Source organism: Natronococcus sp. CG52 (assembly GCF_023913515.1).
Classification (GTDB): domain Archaea; phylum Halobacteriota; class Halobacteria; order Halobacteriales; family Natrialbaceae; genus Natronococcus; species Natronococcus zhouii.
The window spans coordinates 2,226,852-2,252,905 of sequence record NZ_CP099391.1 but is presented as its reverse complement, the minus strand read 5'-3'; the positions used below and the strand labels follow the sequence as shown (position 1 = coordinate 2,252,905).

Annotated in this window: 24 protein-coding genes, 1 tRNA gene and 3 rRNA genes; 17 read left to right on the top strand and 11 right to left on the bottom strand. The window is 56.1% G+C overall.

What is annotated here, in order from left to right; all coding sequences use genetic code 11:
* The 4 genes from NED97_RS11355 (at position 1) to NED97_RS23120 (ending at position 2,257) form a co-directional block, all read left to right on the top strand.
* On the top strand, positions 1-657 hold the full coding sequence (locus NED97_RS11355) for a hypothetical protein (RefSeq protein ID WP_252487155.1): 657 nt from the start codon (positions 1-3) through the stop codon (positions 655-657).
* Positions 654-1,721 (top strand): cytochrome b/b6 domain-containing protein, encoded by a 1,068-nt coding sequence (locus NED97_RS11350; protein WP_252487154.1) that lies wholly within the window; start codon positions 654-656, stop codon positions 1,719-1,721. Before NED97_RS11355 ends, NED97_RS11350 begins: the two co-directional genes overlap by 4 nt.
* A gap of 89 nt (positions 1,722-1,810) precedes the next feature.
* Positions 1,811-1,990: a hypothetical protein gene (locus NED97_RS11345; RefSeq protein WP_252487153.1), complete on the top strand. Its 180-nt coding sequence runs from the start codon at positions 1,811-1,813 to the stop codon at positions 1,988-1,990.
* Between the two features lie 138 nt (positions 1,991-2,128).
* A complete protein-coding gene (locus NED97_RS23120) occupies positions 2,129-2,257 on the top strand; it encodes a hypothetical protein (protein WP_256493256.1) in 129 nt (42 codons plus the stop codon).
* 230 nt (positions 2,258-2,487) lie between these two features.
* Here NED97_RS23120 and NED97_RS11340 read toward each other — a convergent pair whose 3' ends face one another.
* Positions 2,488-2,628: a hypothetical protein gene (locus NED97_RS11340; RefSeq protein WP_252487152.1), complete on the bottom strand. Its 141-nt coding sequence runs from the start codon at positions 2,626-2,628 to the stop codon at positions 2,488-2,490.
* Between the two features lie 170 nt (positions 2,629-2,798).
* On the opposite strand from NED97_RS11340, the gene NED97_RS11335 reads away from it, so the two are divergent.
* The 3 genes from NED97_RS11335 (at position 2,799) to NED97_RS11325 (ending at position 4,410) form a co-directional block, all read left to right on the top strand.
* Positions 2,799-3,611: a succinylglutamate desuccinylase/aspartoacylase family protein gene (locus NED97_RS11335; protein ID WP_252487151.1), complete on the top strand. Its 813-nt coding sequence runs from the start codon at positions 2,799-2,801 to the stop codon at positions 3,609-3,611.
* Positions 3,608-3,913, top strand: a complete 306-nt coding sequence (locus tag NED97_RS11330) for a hypothetical protein (protein WP_252487150.1) — start codon at positions 3,608-3,610, stop codon at positions 3,911-3,913. Before NED97_RS11335 ends, NED97_RS11330 begins: the two co-directional genes overlap by 4 nt.
* Before the next feature lie 158 nt (positions 3,914-4,071).
* Complete coding sequence (locus NED97_RS11325) at positions 4,072-4,410, top strand: DUF7853 family protein (RefSeq protein ID WP_252487149.1); 339 nt, start codon at positions 4,072-4,074, stop codon at positions 4,408-4,410.
* Between the two features lie 81 nt (positions 4,411-4,491).
* On the opposite strand, the gene NED97_RS11320 is transcribed toward NED97_RS11325, so the two are convergent.
* Positions 4,492-5,442 (bottom strand): DsbA family protein, encoded by a 951-nt coding sequence (locus NED97_RS11320; protein WP_252487148.1) that lies wholly within the window; start codon positions 5,440-5,442, stop codon positions 4,492-4,494.
* A gap of 1,609 nt (positions 5,443-7,051) precedes the next feature.
* Between NED97_RS11320 and NED97_RS11315 the strand changes: the two genes are divergently transcribed.
* The 4 genes from NED97_RS11315 to rrf all read left to right on the top strand — a co-directional run bounded on the left by NED97_RS11315 (position 7,052) and on the right by rrf (position 12,130).
* Positions 7,052-8,524: ribosomal RNA gene (locus NED97_RS11315) — 16S ribosomal RNA — on the top strand.
* Positions 8,525-8,664: 140 nt separating this feature from the next.
* Positions 8,665-8,736: transfer RNA gene (locus NED97_RS11310), tRNA-Ala, on the top strand.
* Positions 8,737-8,966: 230 nt separating this feature from the next.
* Positions 8,967-11,886, top strand: a 23S ribosomal RNA gene (locus NED97_RS11305).
* A gap of 122 nt (positions 11,887-12,008) precedes the next feature.
* Positions 12,009-12,130: ribosomal RNA gene (rrf, locus tag NED97_RS11300) — 5S ribosomal RNA — on the top strand.
* The 16S, 23S and 5S rRNA genes sit together here with 1 tRNA gene alongside, the layout of an rRNA operon.
* Positions 12,131-12,415: 285 nt before the next feature.
* Here rrf and NED97_RS11295 read toward each other — a convergent pair.
* A complete protein-coding gene (locus NED97_RS11295) occupies positions 12,416-12,865 on the bottom strand; it encodes a response regulator (protein WP_252487147.1) in 450 nt (149 codons plus the stop codon).
* Between the two features lie 126 nt (positions 12,866-12,991).
* Between NED97_RS11295 and NED97_RS11290 the strand changes: the two genes are divergently transcribed.
* Both NED97_RS11290 and NED97_RS11285 read left to right on the top strand, forming a co-directional pair.
* The gene (locus NED97_RS11290; RefSeq protein WP_252487146.1) at positions 12,992-13,369 is read left to right on the top strand and encodes a hypothetical protein; all 378 of its coding nucleotides are present in this window, start codon (positions 12,992-12,994) and stop codon (positions 13,367-13,369) included.
* 319 nt (positions 13,370-13,688) lie between these two features.
* Positions 13,689-14,696 carry a tyrosine-type recombinase/integrase gene (locus tag NED97_RS11285; RefSeq protein ID WP_252487145.1) on the top strand — a complete coding sequence of 336 codons (1,008 nt, stop codon included), beginning with the start codon at positions 13,689-13,691 and terminating at the stop codon, positions 14,694-14,696.
* 144 nt (positions 14,697-14,840) lie between these two features.
* Here NED97_RS11285 and NED97_RS11280 read toward each other — a convergent pair whose 3' ends face one another.
* A complete protein-coding gene (locus NED97_RS11280) occupies positions 14,841-15,635 on the bottom strand; it encodes a hypothetical protein (RefSeq protein WP_252487144.1) in 795 nt (264 codons plus the stop codon).
* A 161-nt stretch (positions 15,636-15,796) separates the two neighbouring features.
* On the opposite strand from NED97_RS11280, the gene NED97_RS11275 reads away from it, so the two are divergent.
* On the top strand, positions 15,797-16,036 hold the full coding sequence (locus NED97_RS11275) for a hypothetical protein (RefSeq protein WP_252487143.1): 240 nt from the start codon (positions 15,797-15,799) through the stop codon (positions 16,034-16,036).
* Between the two features lie 147 nt (positions 16,037-16,183).
* Here NED97_RS11275 and NED97_RS11270 read toward each other — a convergent pair whose 3' ends face one another.
* The 6 genes from NED97_RS11270 to NED97_RS11245 form a co-directional block, all read right to left on the bottom strand.
* On the bottom strand, positions 16,184-16,726 hold the full coding sequence (locus NED97_RS11270) for a TATA-box-binding protein (RefSeq protein ID WP_252487142.1): 543 nt from the start codon (positions 16,724-16,726) through the stop codon (positions 16,184-16,186).
* Positions 16,726-19,671 (bottom strand): N-6 DNA methylase, encoded by a 2,946-nt coding sequence (locus NED97_RS11265; RefSeq protein WP_252487141.1) that lies wholly within the window; start codon positions 19,669-19,671, stop codon positions 16,726-16,728. The genes NED97_RS11270 and NED97_RS11265 overlap by 1 nt, the downstream gene beginning before the upstream one ends.
* Positions 19,672-19,886: 215 nt before the next feature.
* Positions 19,887-21,026, bottom strand: coding sequence for a ParB/RepB/Spo0J family partition protein (locus NED97_RS11260; protein WP_252487140.1), 1,140 nt, complete (start codon positions 21,024-21,026; stop codon positions 19,887-19,889).
* 99 nt (positions 21,027-21,125) lie between these two features.
* Complete coding sequence (locus tag NED97_RS11255; protein ID WP_252487139.1) at positions 21,126-22,625, bottom strand: hypothetical protein; 1,500 nt, start codon at positions 22,623-22,625, stop codon at positions 21,126-21,128.
* A 131-nt stretch (positions 22,626-22,756) separates the two neighbouring features.
* Complete coding sequence (locus NED97_RS11250) at positions 22,757-22,933, bottom strand: hypothetical protein (protein WP_252487138.1); 177 nt, start codon at positions 22,931-22,933, stop codon at positions 22,757-22,759.
* Positions 22,930-23,091 carry a hypothetical protein gene (locus NED97_RS11245; protein ID WP_252487137.1) on the bottom strand — a complete coding sequence of 54 codons (162 nt, stop codon included), beginning with the start codon at positions 23,089-23,091 and terminating at the stop codon, positions 22,930-22,932. Before NED97_RS11245 ends, NED97_RS11250 begins: the two co-directional genes overlap by 4 nt.
* 750 nt (positions 23,092-23,841) lie before the next feature.
* On the opposite strand from NED97_RS11245, the gene NED97_RS11240 reads away from it, so the two are divergent.
* The 3 genes from NED97_RS11240 to NED97_RS11230 all read left to right on the top strand — a co-directional run bounded on the left by NED97_RS11240 (position 23,842) and on the right by NED97_RS11230 (position 25,461).
* Positions 23,842-24,354 carry a hypothetical protein gene (locus NED97_RS11240; RefSeq protein ID WP_252487136.1) on the top strand — a complete coding sequence of 171 codons (513 nt, stop codon included), beginning with the start codon at positions 23,842-23,844 and terminating at the stop codon, positions 24,352-24,354.
* The gene (locus NED97_RS11235) at positions 24,354-24,593 is read left to right on the top strand and encodes a hypothetical protein (protein ID WP_252487135.1); all 240 of its coding nucleotides are present in this window, start codon (positions 24,354-24,356) and stop codon (positions 24,591-24,593) included. Before NED97_RS11240 ends, NED97_RS11235 begins: the two co-directional genes overlap by 1 nt.
* Before the next feature lie 226 nt (positions 24,594-24,819).
* Entirely contained in the window at positions 24,820-25,461 is a 642-nt protein-coding gene (locus NED97_RS11230) for a hypothetical protein (protein WP_252487134.1), read from the top strand.
* 6 nt (positions 25,462-25,467) lie between these two features.
* Here the strand turns inward: NED97_RS11230 and NED97_RS11225 are convergent, their stop codons facing one another.
* Positions 25,468-25,899: a hypothetical protein gene (locus NED97_RS11225; protein ID WP_252487133.1), complete on the bottom strand. Its 432-nt coding sequence runs from the start codon at positions 25,897-25,899 to the stop codon at positions 25,468-25,470.
* Positions 25,900-26,054 lie beyond the last annotated feature (155 nt).

Below are 26,054 nucleotides of genomic sequence, written 5' to 3'. Positions count from 1 at the left end.
ATGAACGACGAGAGACCATCGGACGACCCTGCTGACCGCGGTCGAAACGGCGCCGTAGACGGGGACTCGAGCGACGCCCCTCGAGCCGACGCCAGGCGCGACGAGCCGACGAGTACCGACCGTCCGCCCGGCGAGTCGGCCGGTCACGAATCGGGTGCGAGCACTGCCGGCACCGGTGCCGGATCCGCCGATACACCACCCACCGATCCCTCCGGCGACGGCGAACACACCGAAGTGGACCGCGATCCGGACGACGGGCTCTCCGATCGCGCCGCGTTCTGGATCAGCCTCGCGTTCGGCGTCGCGCTCGCGATCGGTTCCGCCGCGCTCGTCTCCGGTCGCGCACCGTTCTTCGAGGACCTGCTCCGGGTACGCCCCACCGTCGAGGGCGGCGGCATCGGCGCGGGCTGGGTCGTCGGGAACACGGAACCGATGCTCGAGTGGCTGATCGTGCTCGTTCACTTCGCCGACGTCGTCATGGGAATCTTCATTCTCGTGATCGTGTTCATCCACTGGGCGGCGTTCCGTCGCCTCGCCGCGCGGATGCAACCGCCCGGCGGAACGAGCCGAAAACCGGATCCGGCCGCGGCGACCGACGGGGGCTCGAGGGAGCCCCGTTCGGAGACGACAGAGACCGAGGGTGGTGACTCAGCATGACGAATCTCGACCACGGCAAGTTCTCGCGGACGACGACGACGTTTCACTCGCTGTTAGCCCTGACGGTGTTCGTTCTCTTCTTTACGGGGTACGCCATCGCGTTCAACACCGAACTGTGGTGGATGGTCGAACTGATGGGCGGCAACCAGGGCGTGCTTGCGATTCACCGGATCGCGGGCTTCGCGCTGATCGTCCTGACCGGGTTCTGGGTGCCGTACATGCTCCTGCGCTCGACGAGCAGGGCGAACTTCGGCTCGGTCTTGCCCGATCTGCGGGCCGATGTGGCGGCGTTTATCCAGGATGTCAAGTTCGCACTCGGCCGGGTCGATGAGCGACACCCGGCCGCCCGCCAGTTCGCGGGGTACAAGGCCGACGAGGTGCCGCTGCTGTCGTACGTCGGCAAGGGTGTGATCTGGATCTTTACGGTCGAACTCATCCTCCTGATGATCTCGGGGCTGCTCATCTGGCGGAAGGCGTGGCTGATCGACGTCTACAACTCCCAGTCGGTCGCGATGGCGTTCGTCGCATTCCACGGACTGCTCGGGATCATCATGCTGATGGGCGTGATGTTCCACACCTTCGAGCACGGGTTCCATCCCGCGTTCTACCCGGTCGAGATGAAGGCGTTCCTGCCGAAGGACCAGACGCCGAACTTCCACGGCGATCCCGACGAGTACGAGACGACCGGAATCGAGCGCCTTCGGCTCAAACCCTCCTGGCGGTGGGCGACGAACGTGATGGCGGTGCTGGTCGTCGTCGGTATCGTCAGCGTTCTGCTCGCCAGCCTCGACTACGGCGGGTATCCGATCCCGGACACGCTGGTGTTCGCCGAGGGGAGCGTCCTTCGGACGATCGGGATCAACATCGGGATGCTGGTCCTGCTTATCGGGCTGCTCCTCTCGGTGTACGGCAACGTCCTGCGGGCGCGATACCTGCGCCAACGTCAGGAACGGCCCGTTCCCGAGACGCCGGCCGCCGCCGGCGGTCAGCGGGACCGCGATCCTCGTCGGACCGACGGCGGCGAGGTCGACGCTCGAGGAGACGACGACCGATTCGACAGCTGATGCCCCCATTTTCGGGGAACGGATACCGGATACCGTCGAATTCCCGACGGATCCGGGACTTTACGGTATCGTACGTGGTGTGTTATGTTATGCCAGGAATCCTGTACTCAGCGTACGCGATCGCCGTCCTGGTCGTGGCCGCCGCCGGACTCCTCGCCGTCGTCTTCGGAACCCCCGACGTCGAAGGCCGCTCCGATTATCGATACGAGATCCTGACGATCGTCGCCACGGTATTCATCGCCGCAATGATCGGCGGCTTCGTCCTGTAATCGGGGCTGGAGCGCGGCCGCCGCGACGAGCCGTCGACGTAGTGAGCATCGCGGCACGGTATTAATGTTCGAACAATGACGGCAATTTGATTGATAGTGTTTCGAACAGAACCAGGGAGTGGGATGGGGGTAGTGAACATGTTTCGGCGCGTCATCGGGACCGAACCCGGATTGTACGAGTGTCGTCACTGCGGGACGAAACTCGAGTGCGAGCGGTCCGCGTGTCCCAACTGCGGCACCGGTGAGATCGCCCACTACGAGTTCTGAGTGCCACCAGTGGATCACAGGCGTGAGCGGTAACGGGTGTGTTGGATCCGCAAAGCGTGTGGTTCCGGGATCACGATCCCGGCGCGCTCGAGTGCGAAGGCGGACACGCTGCTTCTGGCCCGACGGAGGCTGGTCGAGCGGAACACTACTCACTTCGACGTCTTCGGCTGACACTGCGTTCAGCGGTGGTCAGGGGGATGACAACACGGCATCACTCGCATCGGTTACACTCAGACCTCTGGGAACTCGTAGATACTCACCCAGTGGTCGGGATGTTCGGCCTCGTGGGTACTGGCGTACCAATTGGCGTCGGCCCAGTCGGCGAACTCTCGATCGAGAGAACACCCGTCACACTGTAGCTTGTATGCCATGCATTACCATACGCCACACGCTCTCTTAAACGTTCGTTGTGAGTGTCAGCGACCGTCTCCGGAGGTAACCGCGGCCGCCAAGAACGATCTCTCAGGAGGATCTGTCACCGGGGACGAACTCTCTTCCGGGATGGGAAGGCGCTTTAACCAGCGCGTCCTCTCCACGAACAATGAGGCGACGTCGTATTCTGGCCGCCGGCGGAGTTCTCGTCGGTACGGCCGTCGCCGGCGTGGCGAGTGGGTCGTCGAACGAGCACGAACTGGTGTCGGCAGTCCGCCACCCCGGCGACGGGAACGAACCGGAGACGAACACGGAGTCGATTCTGTCGGACACAGTCCACGAGACGACACTATACGAGATCGATGCGCCACAGGACGGCCCCACTGCGATGGTTTTCGGCGGCATCCACGGAGACGAGTACAACGGGATCGACGTCGGACACGAGGTCGCCGACGAGTGGTACCCCGACGCCGGGACGCTCGTCGTCGTCCCCGAGACCGACCGCGTGGCCGTCGAAAACGACGAGCGCGAGGGGACCGACGGCGATCTGAACCGCCACTTTCCGGCCGACGGCGAACCGGAAAGCGAACTCGCCCGAGGCGTCTGGGAAGCGGTCGACCGACACGATCCGGACGTCGTCCTCGATCTCCACCGTTCGCTCGGCATCTACGGCGTCCACCAGCAGTACGTCGGTCAGGCGATCTTTCACTCGCCGGACGCCTACGGCGACGAACTCGCAGCCGTACTCAACGACGACGCCGTCCCGTGGTACCTGCCGATGCACCGGTTCGTCGCGAACGAGAGCCACCTTTCGGGCCCGCTGCTCTTTCACGAAGCCGCACGCGAACTCGACGCTACGACGTACCTCTTCGAGACGACCAGTTACCTTCTCGACCGCGAGACCAAAAACGAGATGACGCGCGTAGTGACCGCAGCCCTGCTCGAGCGCCACGGCCTGCTCGAGACGGAGGACGACCGATGACCGTCCCGCTGCGCCGCGTACTAACGGCACCCGTGACGATCGCCACCTACCTCCTGCTGGTCGTTCCGCTGGCGCTCGGCTGGCTCAAGACGTCGCTGCTATCGCCGCTCGCCCTCCCGGGGTACCTGATCTACGTGATCGGAACGGCCATCGGCAACATTTTCGCCTCACGGCTTGCCTTCTGGGTCTACTGGATCCCGTTTCTCGTCGGCTGCTACGGCGTCGCCGTCACCGTCGGCTACGGGTACGAACTGTTTCGCGAGCAGTTCCAGACCGCCTCGAACGACGAGCCGCGACGCTGACGCGAACGAACGGCTTCTTCCGACTTCTCGGCCGTCTCCGTTCTACAACGCAGCTGCGGGGCTCGAGTCCCCTGTTCGCTAACGCGTCGACTTCACTTTGATAACTGCTAGCAACCCTTATGGTGTGTGCGTCCATATGCCTCGATGTACACACCGATATGTCATCCAGGCCCCGACCGTTCCGATCAACTTCCCTCTCGCTCTCGCTCGAAGAACGCTGGACGCTCCACCACGTGTTGCTCCACAGAATCGAGCAAGAAGAAACCGCTACGAACGCAACCGACGTCGACTCGCCGCCGCTAGAACTCTATCAGTCGTTCGACACGGTCGACGACGGGGAACTTCGCTTTACCGACGCCCAGCTCGAGGCAATCCAGAACGTGCTCGCCGAGTACCAGCGGTCGACCGACTGGTGGGAACTCGAGCGATCCCGCATCGAGCACCTGCTCGAGCGCGTGACGACCGCGCTCGAAAACGATCGACTCCCGGCGAACTGAGTTCGCCCCGCGACGACCGATTCGTGTCTCACCGCTACCCCGTCAGACCGTGCGACGGAGCTTCGTGGGGCCAACGCAGCATTACAGGAACGGACAGTCCTCAGTTCCCATTTTTCCGAGGAACTGCGTGGACTCGTCATCGCTCGAACCGTCGGTTTCCTCCGAGTTCGTCGACTCGTCCGCGGAGCCGTACGCCGATTTCTCGTCCGGTTCGTCGTCGAGCTCTTCACTGTCCGGTTGTGATTCGGACTTCGAATCCTCGTCTTCAGCTTCGGTTTCGTCGTCTTCGGGCCGTTCGTCGGCCCCGCCCGCTGATTCCTCCTCGGTCTCGGTATCAGGGTCTTCGCTTTCGCCGCCGGACTGGTCGTCTTCAGTTTCAGCGTCGGATTCTTCGTCCTCCTCGACGTCGTCCGGTGACTCCTCCGGATCGTCTTCCGGTTCCGCTTCGGGCTCAGTATCGTCGTCCGCTTCCGGCTCCTCCTGTTCGCTCGTCTCTGCGGGCGCGTCCTCGATTCGCGCTTCAATCCAGTTGAGGATCGATTGCGTACCATGGTGTGGTGCGGCCGTCTCGCCCGCGAGTACCAGTTGCGGTGTGAACGCGACTCCGTCGGTGGCAGCTGTGGCAGCGATCTGCTCGACTGCCGCGTCGTACTGCCCGTCCTCGGCACGGTCGACGGTCGCGTCGGCGTTCGAAACGTCGGCGGACCGAACTCGCGACGCCAGTTCGTCGTAATCGACGTAGCCCGACGGTCTGTCCGCGAACGTCTCGTAGTAGAACTGCCAGTAGTTGTCCGGGTCCTCGTCCCAGACTGCGAGCCCGACGGCCGCGATACGCGGGTCACTATCGGAGATGAAGTAACTCGAGGTAGTTCCCGGTTCGTACGTCAGATTGTGGAACTCGAGGTTGAGCCGTCCCGTAACGACGAACTCCTCCATAATCGGCCCGAGGTTGCCGAAGACGAAGCCCTCGGTGACCGGACACTTGAAGTTCCCGTAGATTTTCGCCGTCGGTGCATCGCCGTTGGTCCCCATTGTGGGGTACGTCCGACTATCCGCATCGTCCGGGACGGGCGCGTTAGCGACCGGTGACGATGAGTTCGCCGACGTGATGCCGGCGATACCGAGTAGTGAAAGGGTCCCTGTAGCTGTGAGTACGCTTCGACGTGTCGTTTGCTTCCGTCGCATCGGTCGGTGATCCTCACGGGGGTATTATAAATCAATTCCGCCGTTATTCTTCCTTATCATGACTTTATGAGACTTATACCGATTCCAGACACTCTCCGATACTGCAACTACGTTCTGGACTGTTCGGCTACGCGCCGAGAGCAGCTTCTCCTCGACCAAAATCGCAAGAGTGCGCCGTTGTTCGCTCTCCAGAACGGTTATTCGAACCCCTCTTCGAGTTGCGATTCTCGAACCGGCTACGATTCGCTTGCCGATGTCTGTAATAAAGACCGTACCAAACATGTATGGTGTCACCGATTCTCTCGTTCCGTTGACCACGATCCACACAGACATATCATACGTTCTTCATTCTGGACGATCCGACGTCGGAATCGAGTCGGCGCAGGCCGAGGAGGTCAGTACCGTCTCGAGATGCTCGTCAGATACTGCTACCAGAGCGTCGCAGACGGAAAGACGCTTGAGGAGGCTCGAGGCCGGAGGGGGTTCGCATAGTCGGTGCCACAGAAGGTATCGCGAGTTCTCGGTATCACACTCGGTCGTTCCAGACTACTAATGTAGTTTACGTACGCGACGGATGCCGAAGCTTTGGATACTACGACACTCCGACCGGTAGTAAATTCGCTCCCGACTGCGGCTGGTTCTCGCAGAACGAACCCACTCGTCGTGGCGAAACGGACCCTCTCACTCCCGGGCCCGGATACCAGGCCTTTCGTAGTTGGCGGTGAACCATTGCTCGTCGCAACGGGTGCTGATTCGCCGATCGGCGGAGTCAGTGAGCTCACGGTAGTGGAAGGAATACTGCCGAAATGAACCGCGACACTTCTCAGCCTTCGACCGTGATTGCAGGAGTGGCGCTGTACACACTTCCTTGACTGCACGAACCGAACCAGACTCAAATCGGTATAGTAACAACTAAAACGATTTACACACCGACCACACTGTCCGCGGTTCTCGCTTGCTTCGCTCGCTCCGACCCGCGCACCCGTCGTGCGATCTGATATGCATTGACTTTCAGTAGCTACTATAATTCAGTCGGACCAGTATCGATGTCAGGACGAGCATCTGGATCTGGGCTCCTGCTAACCCCGACTTACCGCGTGGGCGAGCAGACTGTTTCGGAGAGTCGCTTTCCCCTTCGCCAACCGATTGGCGGTGAACTTCGTGTTATAACTGTGACGGAAGAACCGCCAAAAGGTGCTTGCGAACGCTTGGTACTACCTACCTTTGGCGACGCGGTTCGCAGGCCTTAAGTACCAACCAGCGATTACAAAGTAATACGAAGGAAATGAGGATCCCACCCCTGCGGTCTTCCGTACAGATGGGATCTGATGTTAGCTTTGACAGTTCGGTGACGCTCGATCGGTCGTCGATCACGTCATCGAACGTGGACCATAGCAAGTGAGTGTGTATTCATTACATACTCCGCCAAACCCCCCGGCTCTGCCGGGGATAGAGCACTCCGGTTGATCCTGCCGGAGGCCATTGCTATTGGAGTCCGATTTAGCCATGCTAGTTGCACGAGTTTAGACTCGTAGCAGATAGCTCAGTAACACGTGGCCAAACTACCCTACAGAGCGCGATAACCTCGGGAAACTGAGGCTAATAGCGCATACGGCTCACCACCTGGAGTGGTGTGAGCTCGAAACGCTCCGGCGCTGTAGGATGTGGCTGCGGCCGATTAGGTAGACGGTGGGGTAACGGCCCACCGTGCCAGTAATCGGTACGGGTTGTGAGAGCAAGAGCCCGGAGACGGTATCTGAGACAAGATACCGGGCCCTACGGGGCGCAGCAGGCGCGAAACCTTTACACTGCACGCCAGTGCGATAAGGGGACTCCAAGTGCGAGGGCATAGAGCCCTCGCTTTTCGTGACCGTAAGGTGGTCACAGAATAAGTGCTGGGCAAGACCGGTGCCAGCCGCCGCGGTAATACCGGCAGCACGAGTGATGGCCGCTCTTATTGGGCCTAAAGCGTCCGTAGCTGGCCGCGCAAGTCCATCGGGAAATCTCTCCGCCTAACGGAGAGGCGTCCGACGGAAACTGCGTGGCTTGGGACCGGAAGATCCAGAGGGTACGTCCGGGGTAGGAGTGAAATCCTGTAATCCTGGACGGACCACCGGTGGCGAAAGCGCTCTGGAAAGACGGATCCGACGGTGAGGGACGAAAGCTCGGGTCACGAACCGGATTAGATACCCGGGTAGTCCGAGCTGTAAACGATGTCTGCTAGATGTGGCACAGGCTACGAGCCTGTGCTGTGTCGTAGGGAAGCCGTGAAGCAGACCGCCTGGGAAGTACGTCCGCAAGGATGAAACTTAAAGGAATTGGCGGGGGAGCACTACAACCGGAGGAGCCTGCGGTTTAATTGGACTCAACGCCGGACATCTCACCAGCATCGACAGTATGCAATGAAGGTCAGTGTGATGAGCTTACTGGAGCTACTGAGAGGAGGTGCATGGCCGCCGTCAGCTCGTACCGTGAGGCGTCCTGTTAAGTCAGGCAACGAGCGAGACCCGCACCCTTAATTGCCAGCAATACCCTTGTGGTAGTTGGGTACATTAAGAGGACTGCCAGTGCCAAACTGGAGGAAGGAACGGGCAACGGTAGGTCAGTATGCCCCGAATGTGCTGGGCAACACGCGGGCTACAATGGTCGAGACAGTGGGATGCTACGCCGAAAGGCGACGCTAATCTCCGAAACTCGATCGTAGTTCGGATTGAGGGCTGAAACTCGCCCTCATGAAGCTGGATTCGGTAGTAATCGCGCTTCAGAAGAGCGCGGTGAATACGTCCCTGCTCCTTGCACACACCGCCCGTCAAAGCACCCGAGTGAGGTCCGGATGAGGCCCCTGTATAGGGGTCGAATCTGGGCTTCGCAAGGGGGCTTAAGTCGTAACAAGGTAGCCGTAGGGGAATCTGCGGCTGGATCACCTCCACAGACCGGGACTGGGGCGTTGCCCCAGCCCACCTAACAGCGGTTCCACGTTCGATCGGCGCTCAACTGGCCGATCGAGCACCTTTGAACTGTCAAAGCTAATGCTTCGCTCCCTTCGAGCCATCATGGGTTCGAAGGGATGGGCCCATAGCTCAGTGGTAGAGTGCCTCCTTTGCAAGGAGGATGCCCAGGGTTCGAATCCCTGTGGGTCCATCACTCGGAGGAAACCCTCGAATCGTTCCCCTTAAGTGGGTCCGGTTCCGAGGATTGAATCCGAACGAACCGATGCACCAGCCCGCGCAAGTGTGGCTGGGAAGGGTTAATGCAGGCTTGCCGTCTACAAGCGTGCAAATGAGACCGTGTGTACGTGTAGTCCAGGCGTCCACTGGACCCGTTCCCGGGTCACTCTACGGTTGCAACGCCGCGTTGCAACCCCGATCCGACGAACGTGGCTACTGTGCCAGCTGGTGGATCGCTCGGCTTGAGAGCTGAAGAAGGACGTGCCAAGCTGCGATAAGCCCAAGGGAGCCGCACGGAGGCAAAGAACTTGGGATCTCCGAATGGGAATCCCCACCGCAATTGCTTCGCGCAATGGGGAACGTCGAGAATTGAAACATCTTAGTATCGACAGGAAAAGAAAACGTAACGTGATGTCGTTAGTAATGGCGAATGAACGCGATACAGTCCAAACCGAAGCCCTTACGGGCAATGTGGTGTTCGGACTGACGATCACTCTCCGAAATACAACACGAAGTCTCCTGGAACGGAGTACGACACAGGGTGACAGTCCCGTACTGTTGCAGAGTAAGAGACGAGTCAGCTCCAGAGTAGCGGGGATTGGATATTCCTCGTGAATGTTGCAGGCATCGACTGCAAAGACTAAACACTCCTCAAGACCGATAGCGAACAAGTAGCGTGAGCGAACGCTGAAAAGCACCCCGAGAAGGGAGGTGCAATAGGGCGTGAAATCAGTTGGCGATAGAGCGACGGGGCACACAAGGTCCTGATCAAAACGAACTGGGTGCGAACCCATAGTAGGACGATCAGGAAGCCGGTGTTCCGTCGTACGTTTTGAAAAACGAACCAGGGAGTATGCCTGTTTGACGAGTCTAACCGGATTATCCGGGGAGGCGTAGGGAAACCGACAGGGCCGCAGCGCTTTGCGTGAGGGCCGCCGTGTTCAAGCGCGGGGAGTCAAACGGGCATTACCCGAAACTGGATGATCTAGGCGTGAGCAAGATGAAGCGTGCCGAAAGGCACGTGGAAGTCTGTTAGAGTTGGTGTCCTACAATACCCTCTCGTGACTTACGTCTAGGGGTGAAAGGCCCATCGAATCCAGAAACAGCTGGTTCCAACCGAAACATGTCGAAGCATGACCTCTGCTGAGATAGTTCGTGAGGTAGAGCGACGGATTGGGGGACCGCACTCCGAGAGGAGTGCGCCCCCCCTGTCCAACTCCAAACTTACGAACGTCGTTTGACGCAGGGAGTCCGGTGCACGGGGTAAGCCTGTGTACCGTGAGGGAGACAACCCAGAGCTGGGTTAAGGTCCCCAAGTGTAGACTAAGTGCGATCGAAGGTGGTCTCAAGCCCTAGACAGCCGGGAGGTGAGCTTAGAAGCAGCTACCCTCTAAGAAAAGCGTAACAGCTTACCGGCCGAGGTTTGAGGCGCCCAAAATGATCGGGGCTCAAGTCTACCACCGAGACCTAGCAGCACCACTCAACTGGTGATCTCGTAGGTTGGCGTTCTGTTCGGGCGGAAGCACGGTCGAGAGATCGTGTGGACCGTTCAGTAACGAAAATCCTGGTCATAGTAGCAGCGTTAGTCGGGTGTGAACCCCGACGGCCGAATGAGTAAGGGTTCCTCAGCAATGCTGATCAGCTGAGGGTTAGCCGGTCCTAAGTCAGCCCGTAAGTCGAAGCTGACAACAGGGAAATAGGTTAATATTCCTATGCCAGTGTGTACTCAAAGCCAACGCTTTGGGGCCGCCTCTGCCGGGCATTCGCCCGGTCGAACAGTCGAAATTCGTGGAAGCCGTAATGGCACGAAGCGAACGAATGGCTGGATAGCGCAAGAGAGGTCAACCTAGAGCCCGTGAAAAGGCAAACACACTGTCCGTACCGAGATCCGACACAGGTACTCATGGCGGCGAAAGCCAAGGTCTGTCGGGATCAACCGACGTTAGGGAATTCGGCAAGTTAGTCCCGTACCTTCGGAAGAAGGGATGCCTGCCTCGGAAAGAGGCAGGTCGCAGTGACTCGGGCGCTCCGACTGTCTAGTAACAACATAGGTGACCGCAAATCTGCAAAGACTCGTACGGTCACTGAATCCTGCCCAGTGCGGGTATCTGAACACCCCTTACAAGGGGACGAAGGACCCGTTAACGGCGGGGGTAACTATGACCCTCTTAAGGTAGCGTAGTACCTTGCCGCTTTAGTAGCGGCTTGCATGAATGGATCAACGAGAGCGCCACTGTCCCAACGTTGGGCCCGGTGAACTGTACTTTCCAGTGCGGAGTCTGGAGACCCCCAAGGGGAAGCGAAGACCCTATAGAGCTTTACTGCAGGCTGTCACTGAGACGTGGTCGCCATTGTGCAGCATAGGTAGGAGGCATTACACAGGTAGCCGCGCGCGCTCACCGAGCCATCATTGAAATACTACCCGATGGTGACTGCGACTCTCACTCCTGGCGGAGGACACTGGTAGCCGGGCAGTTTGACTGGGGCGGTACGCGCTTGAAAAGATATCGAGCGCGCCCCAAGGTTTCCTCACCCGAGTCGGAGACTCGGGAAAGAGCGCAAGAGCATACGGAAGCCTGACAGTGTCCGGCACAACGACGGACGCTGACGCGAAAGCGTGGTCTAGCGAACCAATTATCCTGCTTGATGCGGGAAATTGCTGACAGAAAAGCTACCTTAGGGATAACAGAGTCGTCACTCGCAAGAGCACATATCGACCGAGTGGCTTGCTACCTCGATGTCGGTTCCCTCCATCCTGCCCGTGCAGAAGCGGGCAAGGGTGAGGTTGTTCGCCTATTAAAGGAGGTCGTGAGCTGGGTTTAGACCGTCGTGAGACAGGTCGGCTGCTATCTATTGGGGGTGTTACGGTATCTGACGGGAACGTTCGTATAGTACGAGAGGAACTACGAATGGATGCCACTGGTGTACCGGCTGTTCGAAAGAGCACGTGCCGGGCAGCCACGCATCACGGGGTAAGAGCTGAACGCATCTAAGCTCGAAACCCACCTGGAAAAGAGATACCACCGAGATCACTCGTAGAAGACGAGTTCGATAGACTCGGGGTGTACGTGCCAAGGCAACGAGGCATTGAGCCCGCGAGCACTAACTGATCGAGCCACACAATCATAACCGCATTCGGATCAACAGTACCCGCGAACGGGTCCGGACGCAAACTGGACTACACATACACACGGTCACAAGCCACCGATATTGGCATGATCACGGTTCGATTCCGTGAATCGGCGTTACGGCGGCCACAGCGGCGGGGTTCCTCCCGTACCCATCCCGAACACGGAAGATAAGCCTGCCTGCGTTTCGGTCAGTACTGGAGTGCGCGAGCCTCTGGGAAATCCGATTCGCCGCCTCCACTCATACTGCAACTCTTCGCATCCACCAGCGGGTGCGCTCTCGTGGGGTGGCTTTGCCACTCCACTACTCAGTTTGTTCATAATAGAGCGTTCAGTCCGTCACCAATTCGGAACGAGAATCAGGATTGACCGAGGATCTACGTCTCTCTGTAACAGAACGTTACGAATAGAAAGCGGACGAGGGAGCCATAGCGGTAACCGCTCAGTGCTGATAAAACGAGCTTACTCAGAGATGGTTCCGATACCCCAGTTCAGTAATCGGATAGAGCGAGCAGATGATGATCACTACGGTGACTTCTGAACGATAGCGAACCAGAAGTCCTCGATAGACTGGACGAACTCAACGAACTCGTCGGGCTCGACCGGTTTCTGAATATAGGAATCGGCATCGATCCCGTACGACTGGATGATATCTTCTCCCACCTCCGAACTCGTGAGCACGATGACCGGGATTTCACTCAGAGCCGATTCGTTTTTCAGTTCCGATAATACGTCCATACCATTTTTTCCAGGCAACTGAGGCTCGAGTAAGACGATATCGGGACGAGGTTTGTCCGAGTGGTCGTTCCGTTGATACAGGAAATCGAGAGCCGATTCCGCGTCGGAGACGGTGTGAATTGTATTCAGAAGTTTTGCGTCGTTGAAATTCTCCGTGAAGAGGCGGCTGTCTCCGGGATTCGGTTCGATCAGCAAAATGTCAATCATGTCGTCAATTTGTTCATCTGACGTCCCCATCTGAGACCGTTATGCGTACAAGTTTAAAACAACGAGGTTACTCGCGGTGGACAGTCTTTTCATCCGGTAGTTAGTACCTGTGAAAAGGGACGGAAATCGATCCTCGTCGCCTCCAGTTGAGTCCGGATGGACTCCGATGAGCGACCAGTCTCGGATTTCGTCTACGGAATTCCCTCGAGTGAGTCCCTGGTCGCTTCCCTCGAGAGCGTCGAACTCACCGAGGACGCAGTAGCGAACGCGGGGTTCCTCACACCTCGTCAGAAAGACGAGTTAGTCGCCGCTGTCCAGCAACTCCGGGACGCTGACGCTGATCGGTACGGCAGCGAACAGAAGGTGGTCTTTCTCGACGCTGAGGCTGGATTTTCCCTCGAGAGCCCGGTTCAGAGCGACAAAACCGCCAACGAATCCGATCGTGGCGTCGCCTTCGTCCAGGGACATCGAGACGTGTCCGCGACGGCGCTTCGGGAGGGGCCGGCGAAAACGTCGACACTCGAGGAGTCGTGACGGCGACCTGCTTCGGAGTTAGAAAAGCATTCGAAAGGCAGAATGTAAATCCCGTTACCGTAATAGTGCTGTCAGAGACGTCCCGAGAGTAACCGTGTATAGGACGAACGGATTGAGCAGATTTGAACTACGCCGAGACGTTTTCACTTGCGCTGCGCGCGCCTCTTCTATTTGCCGTAACAATTTTTGGGCGACGTACTCGTCGCTTCGCTCCTCGTAATTTGTCGCTCAAAAATGGGTTGGGGCAGATTTGAACTGCCGACTTCCTCCGTGATTCAGTCGGAGAGCCCCGCTGTGGCGCGATTCGGAGATGAAAACCATGCCCGAATCAATCGCGCCAGATGAAGCGATCGACCTCTACCTGAAAGATCGCAAGGCCGAGGTCACCAAGTCGACGTACAGAAACCACAAGTACCATCTCAAGCGCTTCCTCGAGTGGTGCGACGAGTACGAGTTCGACGATATGAGCGAGATGACCGGGAGGCGTATCTACGAGTACAAGGTCTACCGTCGAGACGAGGGAGACGTCAATTCAGTCACGCTCTCGAACCAACTCAGCACCTTTCGAGTCTTCTTACGCTTCTGTGAGAAGCTCGATTTCGTCGAGAAGGGGACAGCGGAGAGCGTGATGATGCCGGACATCGACCCCGGTGAGAACGCCCGAGACATCGCTATCGACTCGGAGACGGCCGATGAGATACTCGACTACCTGACGAAGTTTGAATACGCGACGCTCCGCCATGCCCTATTCTACGTGCTCTGGCACACTGGCATGCGTACTGGGAGCGTTCACTCGCTCGATCTCGACGACTACCATCCCGATGAGCAATATCTCGAGGTTCGCCATCGCCCGGAGCAGGGCACTCGACTCAAGAACAAGCAGAGCGGCGAGCGCGAGGTCAATCTGAAAGCGGAAGTCTGCGAAGTACTCGACGACTATATTCAGATGAAACGCTGCGAGGTCGAAGACGACCATGGACGCGAGCCGCTATTCTCGACCAAAAGTGGTCGCGTCTACAAGTCCCAGATCCAGAAGCACATCTATACTCTGACTCGACCCTGCCACTATACGGGCGAGTGTCCCCATGATCGAGATCTCGAGGAGTGTGAAGCGAGTACATTCGACCACGCAAGCAAGTGCCCTTCGAGCGTCAGTCCCCATCCGATTCGACGGAGCGCGATCACTGCTCATCTGAACGCAGACGTCCCCAAGGAGATCACCGCTGACCGGGTCAATGTCAGCGTCGAGGTCTTGGACAAACACTATGACGCCCGTTCAGAGACAGAGAAGCGGGAACTTCGGAAGGGGTACTTGGAGAACATCTGACTCGAGACGACCCCCTCATTTCCACTGCGATTTGAGGCCGCTTCATTCCCGTCCTCTGCGATCCGACGAGATTCACTGAGGGAATGGTCTGCCTTCTAACTAATCGGCATGACGAGCGGCTGAGTGCCGCTCACGAGATCGTCGCTAATCCTCGTCTTCCTGAACGAGTCCAGACTTCACGTCCGAGAGCACCTGTCTCGTTCGTTCTGCTTGCTCCTCCAGACTAAGATCCGCAGGGTAACTGTAGACGTATCGACCGCTCTGATACGCCTCGTTGATCTGCCCCTCCGAATCCTTCATACGAATGTAGTCGATCTCGGATTGCTGCGCGAATCCGTCAACGATATCGGGCGATTTGAGATTATTGTCCCGAGAGCCCGTACTGAACTCGGCCCGGATCGTATCTTCACCAGCGTCCTCGACATGCTCCTCGACGTCCGAGTCAACGTCTGCTTCATCCCTATCGAGTTCGGCGATCTCCTCGAGTTTCATGCCCCGAACGCGGAATGCGCTCTCGTAGAAGTCCCACATCTGTTCTCGCGTGAATCGGTTGTAGCGGTTACACTCGAAGCCGATCTCGAATGAATCCTCCCCGATGAAATACTCGAGGGCATCATCATCGTAGACGCCAGAAGTGGACTCGTACGCATAGTCACCGTCTCGAGTAAGGAGGAAACGCATAATCCGAGCGATGTTACCCTCGCCAATCACGACTTCCCCTTCTTCGATCTCTCGTCGTTCCTCGGTGACCTCCTGAACAAACCGAGCGAAGATGTAGTCATCGCCAACTACGTACTCGTCTTCAGATGATTCGACAGAAACACCCCGCTTCTCCCCCTCGTATCCGTAGATTCCATCAATCTCCTCCGCGATGGCGTCCATCGGCGGAATCCCCTCCGTAGTTTCGACCTCCCCAAATCGATATTTTGCCTTTGGCATAGCAGCAACAAGTCACTGTATAAGTAAATGCTTTTCTAACGAACATCAGTATCGGTTACTGGATCTCGTCGATGGAATAGCAGGTATTCAGCAGTGAGACAAACCGAGAACGAGGCAATTTTGGAGAATGACTTATCTGTTGACTCGTAGTAATCTCGAGTATGGGATTCGCACAGGCATTCGAGGACGCTGGCGCGATTATCACGCTCATCGGACTCCTCCCTGCAGTGTTCATTGTCCTCGCGATGACTCGGAACATGACTAACCCCGAGTACGACATGACCGCTGCGTTCAATGCGGGGATGGAGTCGATCGTACAGGCACTAGTCCCCGCTATCGGTCTAACTCTCGTCCTCGCAGCTGCTATCTTTCTGATTCAGGTCGGCTCCGAAGGGCGCTAATCGTCGAGTTGCTTTCTACGGCTCGAGAATGCTCGTAGAACGAATTTCGATCCTGGAGCAGCGGAAAGCATCGGAGCGCCTCGAGTGCCGACTTTTCGTCCCTCAAATCGCGTCCTACCCGCTTTGACGAGATCGGGTTACTCGAGGTTAGTCGTATTCGTTCAGTCGATCTCGGAGCATCTCGAACGCTGCGAACCCAGTCTCGACGTCTGATGAGCCGGGAATTACTACTCGTCCAGATGCGAAGATGAGGAGCACTGCTTGAATGTCGGACGGACGGTATACCAGTCCCGGAAATTGCTCGGGTTCGTACTCGGTCTGCTCAAACCCAAATCGTACTACTAACTCGTTCAAGTCTACGCTCTGCTCAAGGTCGCCTACTACAACGACATTCTTGACCTCGAACGTCGGGTTTAAACCTCTAATGTCGAGAGACTCCAACGAGTCTATTAGCCAGTTCTGCGCTTTCTCTGCCTCCTCAATGGACGTTGCGCCCGAGATATGGTAAGACCCAGACTCGTAGACGGTTACGAGCGGACTGTCTTCCTGATCGCGTAGGTAGAGCGTTGGCGTCTGATACTCGTCACTCGCACCCTTGACCTCCGTCGCATCGATATCCTCACCGACGGCGCGAATCTCGAGTTCCCGTCCTACATTGCCAGCAGCGACGACGTTGACGACCTCTGGCATCACATAAACTCGGAGAGTTCAGAGTTGGCCTCCTGCTCATCGGGTCCACCGCCGATCTCGAATGTATGAGTTCCGAGTTCCTCCAGAGTATCCACGTCCTCGACCATTATCTCGGACGACATACCTTTCTCGTTTCTCCGGTTCGTCACACCCATAGTCAACTCTTGGAAGTCCTCAACGCTAGTCTCAATCCCGGCTGCTGATAATACCAACTCGTCGAGCCGGTCTTGTGCGCCTTCCTCCCCGTTCTCGAAAGCGATGTATGCATCCCGCAATTCTTCGACGACCTCCTCTGACATCTCTGGTAGATTCAGAGCGGGAACTTGCTGCGTCTCGTAGGTCATCATCTCCAGCATTCCACGCCCTTCGTTACGCCCCCAAGTCTCTACGACTGCCTGATACACTGTCGAGTTCAGGTATCCGAGGAGAGCGTACTCGTCGACCTCCGACTTGACGTCGAGGCAGTACAGTCTATCATTGACGATGAGTCCCTCGTTCCGGCTGGCGAAGACCCGATACTTGAATCCCTTTGGGTGAACGATGTCCGCAGGTTCGACGTCTCCTAAGTCAAACCAGACCTCACGTGTAGCACAGGTACGGTTCTCGTTGTATCCTTGTGCTTCACCTTCTTTGATGTAAGCGAGCGCTCGTTCGTATCCATCCTGCTTGAGCGCATTCTTTACTCGCTGCTCAAGGTCACCACCGCGTACATCATCACGCGTACGTACTTCCTCGATATAGTCGTGAAGATGGAAGACGTAGAGGTCTGTCGTTTCCTCCGTCAGTGGGACCCCCTTCTCCATCTGCTTAATCCATTTCACCAGTGGCGTCACGAATCGATCATCGATTCCGATCTGCTCGAGATTCTCCTCCTCGATATAGAAGAAGCCGTTTGCGCCGGATTTCAGACCATAGCGGCAGTCGGACAACAGCTCGTCGAGTTGTACCATATTCGGGTTCTCCAGAAGTTCAATGAAGGCTTTCGGGGCCGTCAGATAGTATCGAACCTTCTTTGTCTCCTTGTCCATCAACGTCCCCTGATTGACTGCCACTGTTCGGTAGGCCTCTCGGTTCTGGACGAGGATTTCCCGGTCAGTGTCCAGCCCGTAGTCGAAGTTGACCGTATCGAGTATGTCCTCGACTTCCATCGAATCCCGAATCTGGATGAACTTGGTCGTGTTCTGCCGGCGTTCTTCCTCATCCTCGCATTTCTCGAGTAGGATTAGCGCGCCGTCTACGAACGCATCTTCAAATGCACGAGCGCCAAAGCCGACGACTGCCTCGAGTTTATACTCACTGAAGACGAACTCTTGGAAGTCCTCACCGTAGCCCGTCATCATCCACTTCGTCGGAATAATGAACCCGAGACGACCGCCGTCATCGAGGAACTGAGTCCCATGAGTCACGAAGTAGACGTAGGCGTCAGATCGCTTACTCAGACGCTTGTTTCCGTCGTGATACGGCGATTTACCACTTCCGAACTCTTTCAGATGGCTTCGGAAATGCTCCTTGGTCGGATAGAGGCTCCCCTGATCGATATATGGCGGATTCCCGATTACAGCGTCGAAGGTTCCCAGTACCTCCTGCTCTCCACCGTCGACCCTCGACGTCTCCAAGAACGCCGTCTCTGGGTCAATATTGAAGAAACTATCGTGGAACAGGTGAAGCCGGTCAGTCCGCTCTGAAATGTTCTGACTGGCGACGTTGAGCGCCGTCAGATGGAGCGGGAAGCGGTTGATATCGACGGCAACGAGATGGTCGACAATCTCCTGATGGGACGCGGTTGGTGCCATATCCGCGACTTGCTTGTACGCTTCAACGGTGAAGGTTCCGCTCCCTGACGCTGGATCGAGCACACGAGGGTGACCATCCTCCTTCGGCTGAATCGACCAATCGCTAATTGTTTCGGCGATCTTGGGATGGGTGTAGAATTGACCGAGGGCCTTTCGTTCATCTATCGGAATGAGTTCCTCATAAATTTCTCCGAGGAGGTCCTCGTCCAGCGCAACGATCTCCTCCGCTTCAATGTTCGAGAGAAAGTCCTCCAGCGTTCGCAGTGTCTTCTTGTTCTGCGGGAAATCGGCGAATAGACTGCTTCCACTGTTGAAGATTGGTTCGTAGTCGATCTCCTCAATGATGGTCTCGAACTGGTTCTGAAGATGATTTTCGAGGTTCGAGAGCGTCGTATGCTCGTGTAGCGAGTCGAGTTCAAAACCACTCTCCGTCTCTATCTCAACTACCGTATCTCCAACTTCAGGATCGTACTGGGGTTTCGTCTTTTCCCTGACGACCTCGTAGAACAGGACCTTGTTGGTGAGTAGATAGGCGTACTGCTTACCTGCAATCTCGAACTGCTCATCCTCATCGAGACTACCGTAATCGTTCTCTGCTACCCATTCGTCGAACTGTTGGGTGAAGCGTTCGTTTCGACCGTGCTTTTTCTCGGCGAGTGCTGCATACGACGGCCAAATCGACGAATGGAATGAGCGCAGGACCCCGACAACTCGCTCACGCTCTGACTGATCCGGTAGCGACTGCTCCTCGTGGACGTGCTCGACGACGCCAAGTAGTTGCGGGATAGCCTCCTCGAGTTGGACCTCGCGGAGGTTGAAGTAGTAGAAGTCGACGTCCTGCATCTCGATCTCCCCTTGATCGTGGTACAGAAAGAGGTCGTTTGAGTTGCAGGTGGCGTAGAACTCGGCATCTAACTCATCTGCGTATCCTCGCGCCTGCTTTACGACTTCGTGCTCTCGAGGATAGATATCGTCCCGCTTGACCTCGATCACGACTTCGCCGTTCAGTGCACTGGGAATGTAGATATCAGCGAACCCAGATTCGGTCGTCTTTTCTGACACTGGCTCCTCGAATAGCGTCTCGTTCTCGTCGATATAGTCGAGAAGTCGGGTGTAGAGAATCCCGTGAAATTTGGCCTCCTTAGCGGACATACGTCATAGGTGATATCCAGCCATCAAAATAGTGACGAATGTACTGGTCGGTGTCCCTCCGAGAAACAATACCGGAATCAAGCACGCCTATCATCAAGTAGCAGGGTCAGAATCGCGTCAGACGAATGAGAATGCCGTGAGAACAATTTCTCCATCAGAGGCAGCGTGGTAGTCTGCTAAATATTATCGCTGCTCATACGGCGCGTGAGTGCCGCCTACGAAGAATCGGTATTCTCGGCATCTCCTCGTTGCTCATCGATCCGTTCCTGAGTACTCTCGTTCAAGCCTCCTCGTTTCCTTGGGATATCCTCCTCGTACATCCAGATGCCAACGAGTAGCGGATGAACGTTATACCGTAGTCCGATTTCTCCTCGGCGCATATCTTCATCCCAGTACAGTTCTTCGAGGGTTTCAGCATCCGGTTTCTTATCGACCAAGGACGACGGTTCAGGACTCGAAGTGTCTCCGTCGAACGTCACTTTACCCTCTTTTTCGAGCAGGTAGAGGAACGCCTGAAATACTTCATACTTCCCACGGTCAACGGCAAAATGGAATCCACCATCGAGATCTTCGTGTCTATCCGCCAATTCGGCATACAACGAGTCGACCGTAGCCCACCAGTCATTTTCCTTGGATTCACTCTGGAGTTCATCGAACAGGCGTACAAGGTCAGCAGGAGTATAGACGTATTCCAATCCTTCAAGTTCTTCCCATTCGACGGCTTCGCGGTTCTCCGCCCACTGCTCTCGCTTTTCGACCTCCTGAAAGGCCCCGTATACGGATTCTTTGCCCTCGTCCAGCGATTCGACTAGCTCCTCTGCCCAGTCGTATCCCTCCTCTTTCTTGACCCAGACCTTCCGTGCCTGTCTGTACGTTTCGGGATTTCCGAAGCCAACCATCTCTGCGACTTTCTCGGCGGACGTCCCGAATTGACTTCCTCCAAAATTTTGGTCGAGGTCAGTTCGAGTTCCTTGACGCCCTTTCGCCCGAGAACGCTCTACAGACTCGAGTTCGAGGGCTTCTCGTATCTTTTGGCTGAAGTTCTTTTCTCGCTGCTGGTTGTAATCGACCAACGCCTCAAGTTCCTCAGCCGCTGTTTCGTACTCCTCGAACCTAACCGGGACCTCCTCGAGTCCGGCTTTCATTGCGGCATCATGGCGGCGGTGACCGCTGATAATCACCTCGCTGTCATCGAAATTACTCTCCTCTGTGATGACGATGGGCTCGCGGATGCCCTTATTCTCAATACTCTCTACGAACCAATCCGGGGCACCATCTCCGTATATCTCGTCGTTCTTCGGATGGGGCGTCAAGTCGTTAGGGTCGCGCGTCTCGACGTCAGTGGCGCTACTCATGTCTGAGACCGTATCGGAGTACAATTCAAACCCTTATTGAAAGAGGGGTTTTCGCTATTGCCTGTTAGCGAAACATCTTCGAGGCGTCAGCGGTGTACGCTACCAGTCGACCGCTGCTGCACTCCCCGATACCATCGATGGACTCGGATCAGTCGTCGTTCCCGGCCCCCATGTCGCGAGATATGCCTGCTCGCTGAGCGGCTGCTCACTCGATTCTTGCTCTGTCGCAAGGGAATCATTCTCCTCGTTTGACGACTCGGTCTCATCGCGGCTCTCGGCAGTCTCGGAGCACTCAACGATATCGAGGTCTTCAGTGAGTTCGAGTCCGGCATGGTCGTCGTCGCTCAACTGCCTCACGTGGTGTCTGAGATTAGATGGGTCGTCGATAATGACGCGGGAACAGTTTGAGACCGGGCAAGTGTAGATCTCGGGGCCGTCATTCGTATCCGCCTCACCGTTCTTCGCCTGCCGTATTCGCTCGAGATCTTCCCTTGCTTCCGTCTGTCTCGTTCCTCCGTCGGTCATGATCTTCGCCTCAGTCTCTTGCTCACCATCGTCGCTCTCGGCGTCGTCCTCCTCGGAGACGTCCGGTTCGTACTCTTTACCCTCGAACCATACTCGGTTGGCTTCTTGCGGGTCGGGGAGGGATGCGGGGTATATACGATAGTCGACTCCTTTCTTGAGTTCTGCAACCTTGAGAGCGCCTTTCCGCTGGAGACGTTGCCGAATCGTTTTGACTGAACTGGAGTCCAACGGATCACCACCAGTCGACTCATCTGCTTCGACGACGGCCTCCTGTACAGTTTGCGTCGACGGATATCCACAATCACTCGAATCGCAAGACCGACCGGAGGACCCCCCGGGTGGTATCTTATGGAATAGATTAGATTGACTAATAGAGAGAGTATCTCTTATATCGCTCAACTCGGGAAGGTCAAGATCGTAGGTTTGACTGGCGAGTTCTCGATCAGCCAATCCGCAACCGATATCGACCATTGCCAGTACGAGGTCATACCCGACGCTACCATAGTCACCACTCCAGTACTCCCAGTCGTCTTTATCTCGGCCATCGGGATGGTTACGCCGATGCCAGTGGATCCAACGATTACGGTCGAAGTTATCGATTGCCCCGAGAAGTTGCTCTTGCCGATACCGCTCAGGCCAGTTTACGAATCTTCGATCGCCATCACTCTCCTCGCAATAGTGATAGTAGACAATGTAGGCCAGTTTCGCGGCATCTTCGGGATTTTCTCCGACATATCGCATAATCCCATAGAGCAACCATAGTGCCTCAGCGTCGACTTTGTACTGCTTCTCGTTCGAGTCATCTCTATAGAGCCCGTCAATTGTTCCAGTTCCCCCACAGAGAAGGCCCATAATGTCGTTAAAAGCCTGTGTCTCGCCTTCTCCCTGCCAGTCACGGAGGTTCTGCTCTCCTCGCGCGACCATATCGCCCCACCAGTCATCGTCGTTGAGATTGTGTTTGACTAGTCGACGGGTTATCTCGGTTAACTGCTTCCGGGTTATTCGTTCGTCTCCGTTCGCCTCCGGCTCGCTCGGTCCGGTAGCGTTATTTGGTTGACTCTCTATTTCTGACATGGAACTTGGCCACCTCCTGAGTTCCGCATTGGATTCGGGTTCCTCCTGGATCCGCCTGCTCGACACTCCACGAGTACGCTACTGCTGTACGGGAGCGCCCATCTCCCGTGCTTCACCTTGCATTTCATTGTCTAACTCCCAGTTTTCTCTGTATCCTCGAGATCGCCTAATGCCGTCTCAAGCCATGCGAGGACGCCGACGACCGCTAAGACGCTGAATGCGAACTGTGGAACGATCTGAGGAGCCGTGTACGCGATCATGGCCCCGCAGCCCGTCACGCAGATAGCGTACTTGGTCGTATTCTTCATTGGTCTTCCTCGTACGATTCAATGGCTTCCTCGTCCAACTCGGCGGCTGCTATCTCAAGGAACTCCTTGTATGTCAGTTCGAGTTCGTCTTTGGTATCTCGGACCTGGTACTTCGTTTTCTGTGGAATTTTGATTGTGTCGAGGTCAGCGTAGGGCATTTGTTTGTCCTCTGTCTATTCTTTCTCTCCATGACCCATCAAGTTACTCGAGTCAATATTTTTGGGTCATCCGGGGCTGTACTGCGGATTTAGATAACCAGTTATCGCTTTACCAATCCAACCGTCGAGGTCGAAAGTGTCTGAATGCCGGTATCCTAATCCGGATTGCTCCCGAATTATTCTCTGTCTGAGGCAGGACGCCTCAGATGACCCCTGACGCGCTGCTGGCCCGGCTTCGGGATACTGAGGCCGTCAGCATCGTAGTCGAGACAGACCGTCTCGTCGTCGAAATGGGGTCTCCCATACTTCCGTCTGATTCGGGAGTCCGGGCGTTCCGGGCTCCTTCGAGTCCCTCTTTGCCAGTGAGGCGGCCATATTGCCAGTGAGAGCAGATTGATAATTAGAGCAGCGGGAATCATCGACCAGTAGGAGAATGGCATGGGGCTGCGTCTATGGCGGCTCACTCGATCCAGACTGCTTAAGGGTAAGTTCGCCGAAACGATGGCATGAGTACGACGCCGACCGTCTTTGTATGCCCCGAATGCGATGCTCGCTATCTCGAGATAGGGCCGGTTCGTACCCACCATATGCAGGCGCATGGCGGTCAGATCTCTCGGAGCGAGTTCGAGACGGCTACGCTCGAGATGAGCGCCGAGAAAATCTTCTGAACTGCCGCGAGAGCGTCTGTATCTGGTTTATTCAGGCAATTCTCCCGGTACTCTGATGGGTCGTCGACTCGTTCCTATTGACATGACGCCCGGACTCGAGGAGAAAGAGGTCAAGGTGAACGGAATCCCGGTAACGAATCAGAAGAAAGCGCTCAATCGGCAGATCAGAGAGTACGTCGACTACAGTGATTCGACCCTAAACTCGATGAGTGCTGAGGACAAGAGGGAACTCCTCGCAGCGTTCGAGGAGAAAGCGACGACGGTCAACGTCAAGGCCAACCGGGACGGGTCGTATACGACCACTCGAAAAGTCGAGATACCGGCACCGAGCGGCAAAGGCGAGTCAACGACGGTTACGAAGGAGTGCGAAGTATCCGAGCCGTGGAAAGTGACGAACGGGAAGTTCAATCGGGAGATGAAGAAGTTACGGGAGAAGGAAAAGCGCCGCCGCGAGGAGCAGGCAGAACGTCGTCGGGAGAGACAGGACAGCAGTCAGATCTTCATCGGATACACGAACGTCGATGAATTCGACGATGACAATTCGAACATTCCCGTTGCCGGTCAGCGCTCCAGCGATGAGGGAGGTGACTCCTAATGTCTTCGCAGAAGGATCGCGATCTGATGAACGCTACGCGGTACGGCGACGAGATAGCAGTCTGGGTAAAGAAGAACACAGGCTACAAGGAACTCATCGAAGGGAAGGATTCTCCCATCGTCTCAGTTGAGGAGGTCGCCGATGAATTCGACCTCAGCGAGGATGAAGCCCGGGAGAAACTGATTGAGTCGGAGTTCGTTCACTCGAGGGAAGTCGGCGATATCCAGGTGTTCTTCTAACCGATGAGTACTCTCGAGAGTATAATGCTCTGATTGTCAGGTTCCCAGTAGACGAGTTTCCCAATAGGATGGCCTTCAGTGAATCAACCAATGTCGAGATGCCTTCGAGTCTATTAGGCCCAGTTCCCAGTAAATCAGTCCCAGTACCCCTCTCTAACCCTCAATCTGTACGGGCTCCCCTCGTTTCAGCGTTCAAACTCATACCTGATTCGTCGGAGGTGATGGTATGAGTCACGAGGATGAGGACGAGCTGATCGGAGAGAAGTTGAGCGACGTTCCGAAGATCGATTCTGGTGAAGACTGCAACGGCAAGACGAAGATGAAGGATGACGCTTCGGTAGTCAGGGACGACGATGGGGACGCTCTCTTTGGCGGATACTGCTCGCTCGGGGCTGGACTGGGGACGGATCATCTCGGTGAGGGTCGTTGCATGTACCATGGAGGGTGTACGACGGGAGCGCCAGAGGGGAATCAGAATCGAACGACTCACGGGCTCAATGCCGACCTCGAGCACTACTACGAGTCGCTCGACGATGACGGTCAGGCGTTCGTCGATGACGTCTCAGAGGCGATTTTGAGTCGCTACTGGGCCGGATACGATTCGCTCGACGAGGAACTCGCGCACCAAGTCGCGGTGAAACTGCATATAATCTCGAAGGCGTCCGATTACGCCGAGAACGAGGCCGCGATCAGCCAGATCATTGATGGAAGAGAGGAGAGGGCAGCGCTCCTCAACGAAATCTCCCAATACGATATGTCGATTCTCGATGAACTCGATGAACTCGGCGTCCTTGGTGAACCCGACGAAGAACATCGGCTCGAGAACTGGCGGGACTGGATCAATGAATCCTCAAATCACGACCAGTAGTACTTCTTAGAGTTCCTTTTCGATAGCATCGATCGCTTCTTGACGTGCCTCACCAAGGTCCTCTAAGGTAACTTCAAGCGTTTCCTTTGTTGGAGGAGCACTACTTCCAACTGCGTCTGTGAGTAGCGTCTCCGAATTATGCAAATAGCCATAGAATTCAACGATTGCATTGACTTCTCCCTCCGTTAACTGACCAATCTTGTCAGCATTCGCCTCAAAAACTGCTGTCGGTCCAAGATTCTCTGGCTGTGTTTCACGAATAAAGTCAATGCCCCAATTGTGACCCGTATTTAGTTTTATTTCCTTCTTTAATCCACGTCTGAGATGCTTTCGTTCACTTCTGCGATTTAGATACCTCGGTAGAATAGAACCAACAACTGCTCCGAAGAGAGTCGCACTGGCAAGGATCATAGTACTCGTCTCAATACCGAAACTCATGTTTCAACCTCAGTTCATCAATTTTAAAAGAATATCTGTTTCTGATTGACTCGGTTGGACCCTTTCTCGGTGAGAGCGAGTAGAATGCCGCTCATGCCATTTTATCTTGAGCAGACCAATGACGCTGCCCTGTAGGGCGATTCCGATTCTACGGC